This window comes from Mycobacterium sp. TY815 (genome assembly GCF_030755135.1).
Classification (GTDB): domain Bacteria; phylum Actinomycetota; class Actinomycetes; order Mycobacteriales; family Mycobacteriaceae; genus Mycobacterium.
On the sequence record NZ_JAUFRX010000004.1, the window covers coordinates 143130 to 156562 of the forward strand.

Here is a 13433-nt window from a genome sequence, read left to right on the forward strand (position 1 = left end):
GGGGGTCACACTGATGACCAGCAGGGACATGAACCTCGCCATTGATAGCGGTAAGACAAGAGAACGGAAACACGCATGAGAATGTGGCCTCCGCCCGCAGCGATTGCGGTGTTGTTCGGAGTGGGGCTTGGCGCGGCCGCACCGCAGGCCAAGGCGGAACCTCCGGCGATGGACGGTGTCTATCTCTACGCCGACGACGACGGCGGTACGGGGACGTGGACTGTCAGTACGACATGCAATCCGGACTGCATCGCGCACGTGACGACTGCGCTGGGGTCGAGTTTCGACGCTCCACTAAAAGATGGCCAATACGTCAATTCGCGGACTATCCCCGATGGTCTGAAGTGTCCGTTATATGTGATGGGCGACTTTTTATTCGATGGCGGATACCATCCGGTGAGCGTAGTCCAGTGGTGGGACCCTGTTACGCTCAACGGGGAAGTGCACTTCACGCCCTACACTAAGGTGGACATCCCACACGTCCCACCGAACTGCTACATCGTTGACCACCATCAATTATTTTCCCTGACCAAAGTCGGCTGATATAGATCGGCTTGGTCCTTCTCAAAATGCCTCCGGAGGTGTCAGGAAGGGATCTGTAACTGATTCCTTCCGGGGTCCGCGTGTTGACGCACGTTGACCTCGTGACACGCCCCGGAGGTGTTGTTGTGTCTGTGCATGCAGCTCCAGTCACGTCGTCCACGATCGTCGTGGCCGTTGATGTCGGCAAGACTTCGGCATTGTTTTCGATGACCGACGCGACGCGTCATCGGCTGGTCGGTCCGTCGAGTTCGCGATGACCGGGTTGGGTCTGACCGCAGCGGCGGCGCGGGCCACGGCTGTGGTGCCGCCGGCAGGTCGGGTGAAGGTTGGCGTGGAAGCCGCCGGCCACTACCACCGCCCGGTGCTCGACCATCGGTGGCCGGACGGCTGGGAAGTGTTGGAGCTCAATCCCGCTCAGGTCGCCGAGCAGCGTCGCGTGCAGGGCCGACGGCGGGTCAAGGCTGACGTGATCGACTTGGAGGCGATCACCGAGCTGGTGCTGGCCGGATACGGACACCCGGTGACCGATCGCGATGTCGTGTGATCGGTGAGCTGAACGCCTGGGCCCAACACCGGAGTCGCAGCTTGGCAGGACACACTTTCAACCATCGGCTTATACCCTTGGTCTTTGCCCGACGCAGGCCAGGCAGACGGGTCTCTCCCTTCCAACCAGACTGTGTGCACCTGCCGCTCTGGCCGGGATTGTGCCGACGATGTTGTGTTGACAGCGCAAACTGGCTGCGTCACCGCGTCCGATAACGGCTTGCGAATGTGGTCGTCGTCAGTGTGCTATTGCCAGATCAGCGGGGTTGGGCGGCATGGATTACGGCGTCGACGATACGACGGATGCGCGCGGCGGCCTGATCGGGGTCGGGCCGGCCGGCGTCAAGCCAGGCGATCACGGCGTCCATTGTGACGGTAGGTAATAGGTGCGCTGCCCAGCTCCGCCACCGCTCGTCGGCAATGCCCGCAAGGTAGCGGCGCGTGATCTCAGTCCCGTTGTCCAGAGCTCGTTCTATTACGTCACAGAATTCGGGTTCGCGGGCAGCATAGCGAAACAGCAGTCGGAAGGCCTCCGGATCAGCAGCGGCTGCACGTACTAGCGCGGGGATGCTGCCATCATCGAATTCGTCCGCCCCGGTGGCCTCGCGGAGCCGGCGGTAACCGTAGTCGAGCACTTCACGATAGAGGTCAGCCTTCGAGGCGAAGTGCCGATACAGGATCACCGGGGTGACACCGGCTTCTGCGGCAACGGCATCAAGTCCGGTGTCAGCAAAGCCTGCCCGGGCAAAGGCGCGGGTTGCGGCGTCGAGGATCTGTTCGCGGCGCCGCTCGCGCGGCAGCCGTCGAGTCGGCTCGGCTCGGCTGACACTCACCACAACCCCCTCTTGTTTACGGGTTACTTTACAACTAGCCTTGTCTAAGGCATCTTATACAAGAGTTTCTTTCCTTAGAGGATGCCCGTGACCACACCAATTCAGCTGCCATTGACGCGGGCGCATCCGCTCCAAGCCTCGCCTGAACTGCGCGCGTTGCAGTCGCAGGCCACGATTCACCCGGTCCGCACGCCCGTGGGCGATGATGCGTGGCTGGTCACTGGCTATGCAGCGGTACGGCGTTTGCTTGACGACCACCGACTGGGTCGCGGGCATCCTGAGCCCAACACCGCCGCGCGCATCGGGGAATCGGCATTGTTCGGCGGCCCGTTAGGCAACTTCAACACCGAGGAGGCCGACCACGCCCGGATGCGTGGCCTACTGCAGCCGCACTTCTCGCCCAAGCATTTGCGGACCCTGCAACCGAGGGTCGAAGCGCTTACCAGCGGACTGCTGAACGAACTCGCGGAAGAGGGTCCGCCGGCCGACCTGTACGCGAAATTGGCTGTGCCGCTGCCGATTCTGGTCATTTGCGAGCTCCTTGGTGTGCCGTACTCCGATCGTGACCAGTTTCGTGGGTGGACTCAGGACGCGGCCAATGTGCGCGATCACTCCCGCTCCGAGCATGGCCTGGCCGAATTGTTCAGCTATAGCATGAAATTGGTCGAGCACAAACGCGCCCACCCCGGCGACGACATCATATCCCGTTTGTGTGCAACTGACGGCGTCTCCGACGAGGAGGCCGCCACGTTGTCGATGTTCCTGCTATTCGCCGGGCACGAGACCACGGTAGTCGCCATCGGATACGGGGCATTGCTGCTGCTGACCAATCCCAATCAACGGCAGGCGATGCTGGCTGACCCTACGGTTATTCCGATCGCAGTCGAAGAGCTATTGCGGGCAGCCGCCTTCGGCGGCGGCGTCGTCGGCATTCCGCGGTATGCGCGCACCGACTTCGACATCAATGGTGTTGCAATCCATTCCGGAGACTTGGTCCTGCTTGACATCGAATCGGCTAACCACGACCCGACGGTGTTCGCCGAGCCGGACCGTCTGGGTATCTCCCGGCGGGACGCCACCCACCTCACCTTCGGATACGGCGCGCGGTACTGCATCGGGGCGCCGTTAGCACGTATGGAGCTAAAGACGGTTTTCACCCAGCTCTTTCCGCAGTTTCCTGCCATGCACCTGACGGTGGATCCCGCGATGCTTACCGCGCGTAGCGACGTGCTCGCCGGCGGGCTTGTCGACCTACCGGTCTCGTGGTGAACCAACCCGTCCTAACTCCCCTGCTCAATCTCGGCCAGCTTCTTCGAAGATGCCGTTATGGCGAATGGCGACACTGCGCTCATCGACCGTGGTCACCGGACGCTCCCAGGGTTCAGCCGTAGGCACCCGAGCCCGCCCAACAACCGCGCAGGACTGCTCGGTCAGGAGGCCACCTGCCGAGGTGGCTTGGGTCATCGCACTCTTCTTCGAGGCGACGCTTCCGTGGCGGGGCACTGCGGCGGCGGCTTCAGGCCTGGATTTGCGGCTACGGGCGCCGAGTCCCCAACGGAGATTGAGGAAAAGCTCCCCCACGGCGACGTTGCGGCGCCAGCGAGTTCGGTTCCGTGGAGATTATCAATGGAGGCGAGGCGCACTTCGTGCCTCGAGTTAAAGTTCGCAGATGAATCGGGTAGTGGTATCACGCTACGGAGGGCCAGAGGTCCTCAGCGTCATCGAGGAGGACGAACACGTCCTGGGTCCCGACCAAGTTTGCGGGCTGCCACTATCTGCAGCCGACGTGGTTCGACGTGACACCAAGTGAGTGGCCTCGTGTTGTCCGCGGGCGTGTCCTTCACGGACACGCTGCTTCGAGCCGGAACCTATCCAGGTCGTCCCAAGCCGCCCTTTACCCCTGGGTATGAGTTCGTTGGTGTTGTGGAGCAGGTCGGTTCGCGATGCTCGACGCTGGTGCCCGGGGTGACCGTGTCGCCGCGCGAGTGGTTTGGGGTGGCTACGCCGAGTGGTCTGTGTCGCAGAGTCCTTGGCGGTGAAGGTGCCAGACGATGTGGATCCGGCCGTGCTTGTCAGCGTGATTTTCCCATACATGACCGCCTACCAGCCCATCCATCGCGCGGCGAAAGCGCGGCCTGTGGCAACGAATTCCTCAATGTCAGGCTTGAAAGTTACGGGTTGTTCGGATTACCTACTGGTGAGCGGTGACCAGTCAGGCGTCGGCGGGCTCATCGACGCCTCCCTGCTGGTGTCGGCCGACGAGGTTGCAGCCTCGCACTGTTCGCGGGATGCGTTGGCCGTCGTCAACACCGGAGATCAAGGACCGGTAGAACAGCAGATCCAACCCCGATACGTGAGTCGAGCGGTGAGCAACACGGTCGCATCTACGTCTGCGACCGAATCCGGCACATCATGAATCGCCCTTGATAATGAGCCCCGTGCTGACGTCACGGCAATTGTCGACGGATGCTGAACAATCCGGACAGGCCGGTGCCCACATTGAAAAAGCCCGAGCCTAATCCGCTGGTGGTGGCGGAGCTGAGGGGGCCTGGTATGCCGGTGTTCCCGAAGCCGGACAGGCGGCCGTTGGCCAACGGGTGGCCGCTGGCGGTGTTGCCGAAGCCGGAAATGTTCGCTGCGTTGCTGCCGACGGCGGCGTTACCGAACCCGGAAATGGAGCTTCCCGCGTTGCCGAAGCCGGAATTGACCAGGCCGGTGTTGGTGGTTGCGCCGAAGCCGGTGTTGACGTTGCCCGAATGCCACGAACCGGTGTTGACGTTCCCCGAATTCCCGCTGCCGGTGTTGGTGTCACCGGAATTCCAGAAGCCGGTGTTGTATGAGCCTGCGTTGCCGAAGCCGGTGTTCTCGCTGCCCGAGTTGCCGAAGCCGGTGTTCAATATTCCCGCGTTGCCGATGCCGGTGTTCAGCAAACCGGCGTTTCCGATGCCGATGTTGCCGTAGCCCGAGTTGCCGAAACCGATGCTGTTCAGCTGGCCTGGCTGCAGGGGGTTGATGCCGGTGTTGAAAATGCCGACGTTGTGATCACCCGAATTGAAGAAGCCGATGTTATTGGTGCCGGAGTTGCCGATGCCGATGTTGCCGGAGCCCGAATTCAGCAGACCGGCCAGGTTGATGCCCACCTGATTGTTGCCGGTGAGGCCGATGCCGATGTTGTTGTTGCCGGTGTTGCCGAAACCGAAATTGTTGTTACCGGTATTGCCACCGCCGATGTTCGCATTGCCGACGTTCCCGCCGCCGGTATTGGCTTCGCCGTTGTTTCCGAAGCCGATGTTGTTGTTGCCGCGGTTGCCCATGCCGATGTTGTGGCCCGGGTCCGCGCTGGTGGCGATTCTGCCGATGTTTCCTAGGCCGATGTTGCCGTTGCGAAAGTTCCCAATGCCGACGTTGCCGTTGCCCAGGTTGCCGTTGCCGATGTTGTCGTTGCCGATATTGCCGCCGCCCAGATTGGAACTGCCTCGGTTCCCTTCCCCGACGTTGCCGCTGCCCGTGTTGCCGCTGCCGACGTTGGCGTTGCCCTTATTGCCCACGCCCAGGCTGGGCAGGCCCTGCAGCAGCTGCTGCAGATTGCTGGGCAGCGAGACCAGCTGGGCCGCCGCCGCCGAGGCCCCCGAATGGTATCCGAGCATGGCGGCCACGTCTTGGGTCCACATCTGCTCATAGATGCCTTCCGCCGCCGCGATCGCGGGCGCGTTCTGGCCGAACAGGTTCGTCATCACCAACTGCACGAACGCGTTTCGGTTGGCCGCCACCGCCGCCGGAGGAATGGTCGCCGCGCGGGCCGCCTCGAACGCCGAAGCGACAGACTTGGCTTGTCCGGCCGCCGCGGCCGCCTGAGCCGTGGCTGCGCTCAAGAACCGCTGATAGGGTGCCGCGGCGGCCGCCATCGCCGCCGCCGCCGACCCCTGCCACGCCTGGCCCGTCAACCCCGCGGTCACCGCGGTAAACGCGTGGGCGGCCGACTCCAACTCCGCGGACAGCCCCTCCCAGGCCACCGCGGCCTGCAGCATCGGCGCGGAACCGGCACCGGCAAACATCCGCCACGAATTGATCTCCGGCGGCAACACAGCAAAATTGGTCATGGTGATCTCCAAGGAAAAGTGAACCGAATTGGATGACAGCGGCCAGGGCTAACCCGGACGGCCATTGGCACCGTCGGCACCCTTCAAGCCAGGGTTACCCGGATTGCCCGACGGAGCCTGGAACGGGGGGGCGAAGCCATAGCCGGGTCCGCCCGCGCCGCCAGTGCCGCCGGCCCCGCCGGTGCCGCCCAGGCCGCCGGCCCCCGCCGCGCCCGGCCGGCTGAGCGGCCCAGCCCCGCCGCCCGCGCCACCGTTACCGCCGGCTCCCCCCGCGCCACCGGGCGCGCCGTCACCGCCGTCGCCGCCCGGGCCACCGCGAAAAACACCGTCGGGGGTGGTGCCGCCGGCACCACCGGCACCACCGGGCCCACCCGCGGCTCCGATGCCCCCGGCACCCCCGAGACCGCCGCCACCGCCGGCACCGCCGTCGCCGAACAACAGCCCGCCCCGACCACCAGCGCCGCCGTTACCACCCGCGACACCGTTGCCGCCGGCACTCAACAGGCCATTGGCGTCGCCACCGCGACCACCCGCACCACCGGGACCTTGAAGGGCACCTCCCTCTGGGTCCGCTGTATAGTTCAGGCCGCCGCTGCCGCCAGTGCCACCGGGCGCACCGGCACCGCCGTTTCCGCCATTTCCGCCGGCGCCTCCGGTTGCGGCATCAAAGTTGTAGAAGACGTTTCCGCCGTCGCCGCCGTTCCCGCCCGTCCCGCCGGGCCCGCCGTCGCCGCCCACACCGCCCGTTCCGCCGACGAGATTGCCGTTGCCCCCGGGACCGCCGGTACCGCCGGGCGCATTGTCGCCCCCGGCCCCCCCGGCGCCGCCGTTACCGCCTGTGTTCGACAGTAGTTCGGGGTCACGGGCATCGCTGTACCCGGACCCGCCGTTACCGCCGGCCTGGCCGGGAAGTCCGGGGTGGCCGGGCTCGCCATTGCCGCCGGGTTCACCCGGTGCACCGGCGGGGCCGTCCGTCGCCGACCCCGTGAAGCTCTGCACGGGGTTGACTCCGTTGTTCCCATTGCCACCCGCGCTGCCGGCACCGCCGGCACCGCCGGTGCCCCACAGCCCGGCACTGCCGCCGTTACCGCCGCTGCCACCGGACAATCCGCCGAAACCGCCTGCCCCACCGTTGCCGTACAGCAGCCCACCGGCCCCACCGTTGCCACCGCTGGCCCCCAGCCCGCCGTAGCCACCGGCCCCGCCGTTGCCGATCAACCCGGCGGTACCGCCGTTGCCGCCGGCCCGACCCGCGCCTCCGGATCCGCCATTGCCGCCGTTGCCGTACAACAGCCCTCCGGCACCGCCCGCTTGCCCGGTACCCGCCGCCCCGTCAACACCGTTGCCGATCAGCGGGCGGCCCAGGGCCACTTGGGTCGGTGCGTTGATCGCGTTTAGGAGCTGCTGCTGCACGTTGGCTGCTTCGGCACCGGCATAGGCGTTGCCGGCCGCGTTCAGCGTCTGCACGAACTGGCTGTGCAGTGCCGAGGCCTGGGCGCTCATCGACTGGTACTGCTGGGCGTGCGCGCCGAAAAGCGCCGCGATCACCGCGGACACCTCGTCGGCTCCAGCAGCCAGCACATTGAGCGTGGGGGCAGCCGCCGCGACCGTAGCGCTGTTGATCGTCGAGCCGATACCGGCTAGATCCGTCGCAGCCCCGATCACCAAATCCGGCCGAGTAAACAGAAAGGACATGACAGGGGGTTCCTCACTTTATTGCTGCCTCGGGAGAGGCGAATCATATCGAGTAAGCGCAGGACAACGGTGTACCAGTTATATGAAAGAATTCTCACCGTTATCAAACGGTTATATTACTCAGGGTGCCGTGTAAAGTCTTTTTACAATTTAAACTCTGGCAATGTACATCGGATTGACCAGGTCGAAGCACTCGGCGCAACGCCAGGCTGATGTCCACGCACACAGACAATTGTCCACGCACAGAGACGACGCACTAAACGTCGGACCGGAACCGCAGTGACGGCAATTCCGGTCCGATGCAACTAGCTGTACCGAGACAGGACGTTGGTAGCAGACGTGTTGGCTTGATGTGGGGAGACCTCCGGTCCTCGGCTGCCTTCTCCCCCTCAACCGCTATGCGTGGCATACGGTTTGGCGATAGATCGCCGTAAACACCCGAAATCGACCTGGAAACAACTCCGCGGACAGTACTGCGCAGGGCGATGGTGGCCAGCCGGGACGAGGTGACACTGATCGATCTGTCCAAGAACAGCACTACCCGATACCGCTACGCGGATCGGTCATCCCGAAGCTTGGCCGATCACCGCCGACGAGAAACACCACGACACCAGGACGTGTCTTGTGGAGAGCCCGGTGCATTGAGAGATGCACGCCGGGTTCGGGAAGCGGCCCGGAGAAACGGAACAGCCGCAAGAGTGTCAGCGCGCTCTGGGCCGACTTTCACCAGTAGCCAGCCGACCGCAACTCCGCAACAGCAACCACGCCGATCTCTGCGACCGTCATACCCATAGCCGTCTCCTTCCACAGACGTAGAGATACGACGGACGCTAACTATCCCCCGAATCGTTAAGCCGAGGAATTCCTCAGCGAACCCGGCTGTTCGGGGGCATTCAGGGTGAGCACATGGAGGTAGGGTTGCGGCGCTGACGGTAAGCAGCGTGGGGCCGGTTATGCCCCGGTTTGTGTGTGTGGTGCCGGGGCGGCACGGTGATCAGGTCATTGGTAGGCGACGGCCCTCCCGCCGTCTCTTGGCCGAGTGCTACGGGAGGGCCGCCTGTGTGCGCTCGGAGGCGCAGGGGTCACCGTAGAAGCAGATGTCGATCAAGTCGAGCGCAGGCTGGGCGGCTGGTGAGCTGAGCTGCCCATCGTGCGGGGGTGTGCTGGCGGGTTGGGGGCGGGGACGGTTGCGGCAGCGGCGCGGATGGGCCGGTGGAGTTGTGTCCGCGCCAGTGGCGCTGCACTAGGTGCGGGGTGACGCATGTTTTGTTGCCGGTGACCGCGCTGCTGCGCCGCGCCGATACCGCAGCGGTGATCGTGTCGGCGCTGGCAACGAAGGCCACAACCCCGGGTGGGGTTTCGCCGAGTCGCTGCGGATTCGACGCGTCCGGCCGAGACGGTGCGGGGTTGGCTGCGCCGGTTTGCCCAGCGGGCCGAGGCGATGCGTTCGGTGTTCACCGTGTGGCTGGCTGCGGTGGCTGCCGATCCGGTGATGCCGGATGCGGCCGGCGGGGTGTTGGCCGACGCGGTGACGGTGATTGCGGCGGTCGCGACCGCAATCACACACCGTTCTTGCTGCCCAAGGTGTCGCTGTCCGAGACGGCGGTGGCGGTCTCCGGTGGCCGGTTGTTGGCGCCGGGCTGGCCCGGCGAGCCGGTGCAACACGAGTCGACCCAGCCGGCGGCGCCGATCACGCCGTAAATCTGTGCGCTGTTGTGTGTTTGACGGACAGCAACCAGGAAGGAGCGGGCCGGTGGCGGTCAGCGACGATGAGGAGAAGGTGCGTGCAGAGCGCGCGCGGGCGATCGGGTTGTTTCGCTACCAGTTGATCCGGGAGGCCGCCGATGCGGCGCTTTCGACCAAGGAGCAGGGAAAGATGGTGCGCGAGCTGGCTTCCTGGGAGCACATCGACCCGTTCGGGCGGCGAGTGCGTATCAGCCGCCCGAGCATCGACCGCTGGATCCGCGACTGGCGCGCCGGCGGGTTTGACGCGCTGGTGCCCAATCCGCGTCAGTGCACACCACGCACTCCGGCCGAGGCGTTGGAGCTGGCGGTGGCGCTGCGCCGGGAAGACCCGCAGCGCACGGCCGCAGCGATCCGGCGGATCCTGCGCACCCAGCTAGGCTGGGCGCGCCCGATGAACGCACCCTGCAACGCAACTTCCACCGGCTCAGCCTCACCGGCGGCACGGCTGGCGGATCGGCGCCGGTGTTCGGCCGGTTCGAAGCCGAGCATCCCCACGACCTGTGGACCGGGGATGCGCTGTACGGCATACGAATTGCGGCCCGTAAGACGTATCTGTTCGCGTTTCTAGATGATCACTCCCGGTTGTAGCAACATCCTGGCATCCGACGCAACAAGACCCCCGAAACCCCTGCTGCACGGCGTGTCTCGGCTGCCGCCGCTGCGAGTTCCGAACTCGGACGAAACGTCAAGCCCCTGCTAGAAAACGTTCACGCCGTCCGGAGAATGATGCATCAGCTGCAACATCGCTCATTTCGGCGTCGGTGATGAACAGCCGCCGGAAGTCGTGGGGGGTTACCCTTAGCGGCGCCCCGCTGGCGCCGGTCCGCTCGGTGCTAGCCAGTGTGTCGTTGATCAGCTGGCGGATCATGTTGGGGCTCAGTGGCCGGTCTTCCAGGCGCCAATGCCATTGGAACAGTAGCGGCATCGGTGGGTTCCAGATCCTCTCGTGGTAGTCGTATGCCGAGACGAGCGGGATGCCGCCGTCGGGTTGGCGGATGCGGGTGACGATGGTGGCCAGCACGTCGGCCAGTTCCGGGGAGATCACGAGCAGTCGTTCGGCGTCGGTTTTGGACGGGGTGATCTGCAGCAGCGGAATCAGTTCGCCGGTGGTTGCATGCCGGTATTGGATCAGGCTGTGGTGTGACAGTTCGGTCAGTTCCTCGATGCGGATGCCGGTCAGCGGCAGCACTTCGATGCTGGCCCATGCCCAAAAAGCTCGTCGCTCTTCAGCTTTGAGGTCACGACGACTGCAGGTCGCGGGGTCTTCGGCCCAGAGGTGGGTGCCGGATTCCGGTGAATGCTCGGCCCGCCGCAGCGCCTGCCCGTCGATGGTGATCTCCCGACCAGGCTCGGTGGCCAGGACTGCGGCCAGCGCTTGGGTGGCCCGCTGGCGGCGGTTCTCGGCAGCGGTCACCAGTGTCGGCAGCACGGGAAGGCGTTCGCGAGTGCGCTGGTCCATCCGGGACTTGCGGGCAGCGGCGGTTTTGGCGCGGCCGCTGGTCAATTCGCCGTCACGGATGGGGCAGACCGCGACCCACGGCCCCCACCGGGCCGGGTCGTCGGCGGCCCATTGCGCGATGTCCAGATAGAACGTGCGGACGTTGCCCAGGTGCTGGATCGCCGACAGTCGTGGCGTATGACGCTCGACGAGCTCGCCGCCCTCGACCGTCGTGGTCGTCTTCACCTGCATGCGCAGCATCCATGCCGCGGCGACCTCGTGGTGCAGGCCCAGCGAGGCGATGCCCGGGTGATGCAGCTCCAAGTCGCGCCAGAACAACTTGCCCAGCACATAGGATAGCTGGAGCACGGTCGCGTAGTCGGAGCCGGCCTGCAACTCCCGCAGATAGTCCACCAGCAGGTCCCGGATTGGCCGGAACTGGATGCCGTATCGGTCGATCATCTCCTCGACGCTCATCTGGCCGTGGACGTGAAACGCTCTAGTGCTCGCCGGTGCGTTGTCGGGGAACCGACCCAAAGAACGCACTAGCTGGTAGAAGAAGGCACTGCGGTATCCGCGGTCCCTGCCGCTGGCTTTGGTGGCCTCCGCGGCGAGCGGCACCATCTGGATGCAGTCGCCGGCGGTGATGTCGATGGCCCGACCTCCTTTGCCTGCCATGATCATGGCGATACGCGCCAGCGCGATCCCGCGGGCCCAGTCGCCTAGGGAGCCGCTGGCACTGGTCGTTCAACACCGCGAACCCTTGCGGGTCGCGGCTGCGGGCCAGCGCAGTCGCGAGGTTCTTCGGCGACGGAGTCGCCAGCAACCAGCCCAGGCTCGGACGGATCACATCGGCGCAGATCAGCACCGACAGGCCGCGCGAAAAGCGGCTTTTCAGGTTGCTGACCGCGGTCTCGGTGCGGCCGGCCGCCAACGGCGTCACCGCAAGGATCCGCCAGTCGGCGGCGTGCTCCGCGCCTGAAGCAGTCCACCGCGCCTGCCAGGTACTTCCCGGCATCGTTGCTAGCCAGTCCAGCACAGTGCGTACACCTCGGCGCACCTCGGCCTGGTATTCGGCGTTATCGGCGGTGAACGGCGTGGTGAGCACCCGGGCAAGGACACGTCCGCGCGAGGCTTCGGTCGCCTCCCACGACACAGGATTCACCCGGGGCGGGAACTGCTTTCGCAGTTCGAACACGTCGCGGCGATCCGAACGAGGTCGCCGCTGATCGCGGCTCGTCGCGGGTGCCACCGACGAAGCCGGCGCCGTCGTGGTCACCGCGCGGCTCCCGGGAACAGCACATCCAGCGACTCGGGTCGGTATTCCGGCGCGATGAGCGCCGGCGCAGACGGCGCCGTCGCCCGCCGCGCATGGTGGGCCAGGATGCTTGCGATGGTCTCCCCGATCGGAGCCGAGGTATAGATCTGGGTGGTGGTCAATTGGGCATGACCCAAGATCCACTGCACATCGGTCAGCGCCATCTCCGGGTCGCGGGCCATCCGATAGGCAGCAGTATGACGCAGGTCATGGATCGAATAGTCCGTTCCAAGAACGGAATTCACGCGGACGAACATCGCCCGGCCTGCGTGATAAGTCAGCGGCCGAAACGGCCACCGCAGTGTCTGCCACAGCGGATCATCGCGCCTGGTCGGCATCTGTCCGTGAAACTCCGCCTGATACAGCCGAAGCCACACGAACGCATCCGGCGAGGCCGGAAGCTGCTGCGCCGCCCGGCTACCCTTGCGGATCACCGTGATCAGCTGCAACCCGGCATCCACATCACCGCAATGAACGCCCAGCAACTCCGACGCCCGGGCACCAGTCGAGACGAAGAAAGCGACCAACGCCCGATCACGATGCGATCCCAGCCCGGCGAACAGTTCGTTGAACTTCTCATCCGGCATGCAGCGCGGCAGTCGGTCGACCAGCTTGGGCCGATACAACCCGACACGCTCGTTGCGATGTGGATGCATCGGATTATGGTGCGCACCAAACCGTTTGCGTCGCCGCTCCCGCACTAGCGGGAACGGGTTCAGCATCGGCCCGGCACCGGTGTCCACATGAAAGTCGTAGAATGACCGCAACACACTCTCCCCATGGGCGGCAGTCCGCGGCGCATACTTCCCACCGGACACCGCAGAGGGTGCCTTGTCGCTGCACTCCCAGCGCACGCTCACCGGCTTGCTCCCGATCTGAATCCAACGGCAGAAGTCACGCGCCTCGACCCAGGTCGCCTGGTCCCACGGCACCTGCACCGCCCACAGAAACCTGAACCAGCGCAACAGATCATGACCATACGACCGCTGCGTCGCCTGCGACCGCCCGCACGCCTGCACCTCTTTGAGGAACGCAGCGACCGGCACAACCACTTCCCCGCGCGGATCGATCAACCGATACGGCTCCCACGGCGAACCGGTCGCCTCCAGCCGCCCGACCCGAGCAACGATCAGCGCCCCCAGGTCTCGCCCCGACTCATCTTCGACCACGGCGCCGAACCCTAACGGCCCCCAACGCCCGGGCGCCACTGAACAGGG

The 13433-nt window shown here is 65.3% G+C and carries 10 protein-coding genes and 3 pseudogenes; 7 read left to right on the forward strand and 6 right to left on the reverse strand.

Going from position 1 to position 13433, the window contains the following annotated elements; all coding sequences use genetic code 11:
* Positions 1–75: 75 nt before the first annotated feature.
* Entirely contained in the window at positions 76–543 is a 468-nt protein-coding gene (locus QXK92_RS30635) for a hypothetical protein (protein WP_055576974.1), read from the forward strand.
* A 253-nt stretch (positions 544–796) separates the two neighbouring features.
* Positions 797–1087: an IS110 family transposase gene (locus QXK92_RS30640; protein ID WP_231752364.1), complete on the forward strand. Its 291-nt coding sequence runs from the start codon at positions 797–799 to the stop codon at positions 1085–1087.
* Between the two features lie 256 nt (positions 1088–1343).
* On the opposite strand, the gene QXK92_RS30645 is transcribed toward QXK92_RS30640, so the two are convergent.
* Positions 1344–1919 carry a TetR/AcrR family transcriptional regulator gene (locus QXK92_RS30645; protein ID WP_232007890.1) on the reverse strand — a complete coding sequence of 192 codons (576 nt, stop codon included), beginning with the start codon at positions 1917–1919 and terminating at the stop codon, positions 1344–1346.
* Positions 1920–2000: 81 nt separating this feature from the next.
* Here QXK92_RS30645 and QXK92_RS30650 point away from each other — a divergent pair, with 81 nt between their 5' ends.
* The gene (locus QXK92_RS30650; protein ID WP_055576972.1) at positions 2001–3188 is read left to right on the forward strand and encodes a cytochrome P450; all 1188 of its coding nucleotides are present in this window, start codon (positions 2001–2003) and stop codon (positions 3186–3188) included.
* A 24-nt stretch (positions 3189–3212) separates the two neighbouring features.
* Here the strand turns inward: QXK92_RS30650 and QXK92_RS30655 are convergent, their stop codons facing one another.
* A complete protein-coding gene (locus tag QXK92_RS30655; protein WP_156781265.1) occupies positions 3213–3383 on the reverse strand; it encodes a hypothetical protein in 171 nt (56 codons plus the stop codon).
* A 369-nt stretch (positions 3384–3752) separates the two neighbouring features.
* Between QXK92_RS30655 and QXK92_RS34215 the strand changes: the two are divergent.
* Positions 3753–3899 (forward strand): annotated as a pseudogene (locus tag QXK92_RS34215) (alcohol dehydrogenase catalytic domain-containing protein); the annotation flags it as partial.
* Between the two features lie 55 nt (positions 3900–3954).
* Positions 3955–4335: a hypothetical protein gene (locus tag QXK92_RS30660; protein ID WP_231752362.1), complete on the forward strand. Its 381-nt coding sequence runs from the start codon at positions 3955–3957 to the stop codon at positions 4333–4335.
* Between the two features lie 31 nt (positions 4336–4366).
* Here the strand turns inward: QXK92_RS30660 and QXK92_RS30665 are convergent, their stop codons facing one another.
* Both QXK92_RS30665 and QXK92_RS30670 read right to left on the reverse strand, forming a co-directional pair.
* Positions 4367–6019: a PPE family protein gene (locus tag QXK92_RS30665; protein WP_055576978.1), complete on the reverse strand. Its 1653-nt coding sequence runs from the start codon at positions 6017–6019 to the stop codon at positions 4367–4369.
* A gap of 48 nt (positions 6020–6067) precedes the next feature.
* On the reverse strand, positions 6068–7714 hold the full coding sequence (locus tag QXK92_RS30670) for a PE family protein (RefSeq protein WP_306248224.1): 1647 nt from the start codon (positions 7712–7714) through the stop codon (positions 6068–6070).
* Between the two features lie 1057 nt (positions 7715–8771).
* Between QXK92_RS30670 and QXK92_RS30675 the strand changes: the two are divergent.
* Together QXK92_RS30675 and QXK92_RS30680 are read left to right on the forward strand one after the other, a co-directional pair.
* Positions 8772–9415 (forward strand): annotated as a pseudogene (locus tag QXK92_RS30675) (hypothetical protein).
* 52 nt (positions 9416–9467) lie between these two features.
* Positions 9468–10045: pseudogene (locus tag QXK92_RS30680) on the forward strand (helix-turn-helix domain-containing protein); the annotation flags it as partial.
* 100 nt (positions 10046–10145) lie between these two features.
* Here QXK92_RS30680 and QXK92_RS30685 read toward each other — a convergent pair.
* A complete protein-coding gene (locus tag QXK92_RS30685) occupies positions 10146–11576 on the reverse strand; it encodes a hypothetical protein (RefSeq protein ID WP_306248226.1) in 1431 nt (476 codons plus the stop codon).
* A 597-nt stretch (positions 11577–12173) separates the two neighbouring features.
* A complete protein-coding gene (locus QXK92_RS30690) occupies positions 12174–13385 on the reverse strand; it encodes a tyrosine-type recombinase/integrase (RefSeq protein ID WP_055577260.1) in 1212 nt (403 codons plus the stop codon).
* Positions 13386–13433 lie beyond the last annotated feature (48 nt).

Coding starts and splice junctions, on each gene's coding strand:
- QXK92_RS30635 (WP_055576974.1), top strand. CDS start 76: ATGAGAATGTGGCCTCCGCCCGCAGCGATTGCGGTGTTGTTCGGAGTG.
- QXK92_RS30640 (WP_231752364.1), top strand. CDS start 797: ATGACCGGGTTGGGTCTGACCGCAGCGGCGGCGCGGGCCACGGCTGTG.
- QXK92_RS30650 (WP_055576972.1), top strand. CDS start 2,001: ATGCCCGTGACCACACCAATTCAGCTGCCATTGACGCGGGCGCATCCG.
- QXK92_RS30655 (WP_156781265.1), bottom strand. CDS start 3,383: ATGACCCAAGCCACCTCGGCAGGTGGCCTCCTGACCGAGCAGTCCTGC.
- QXK92_RS30665 (WP_055576978.1), bottom strand. CDS start 6,019: ATGACCAATTTTGCTGTGTTGCCGCCGGAGATCAATTCGTGGCGGATG.
- QXK92_RS30670 (WP_306248224.1), bottom strand. CDS start 7,714: ATGTCCTTTCTGTTTACTCGGCCGGATTTGGTGATCGGGGCTGCGACG.
- QXK92_RS30685 (WP_306248226.1), bottom strand. CDS start 11,576: ATGGCAGGCAAAGGAGGTCGGGCCATCGACATCACCGCCGGCGACTGC.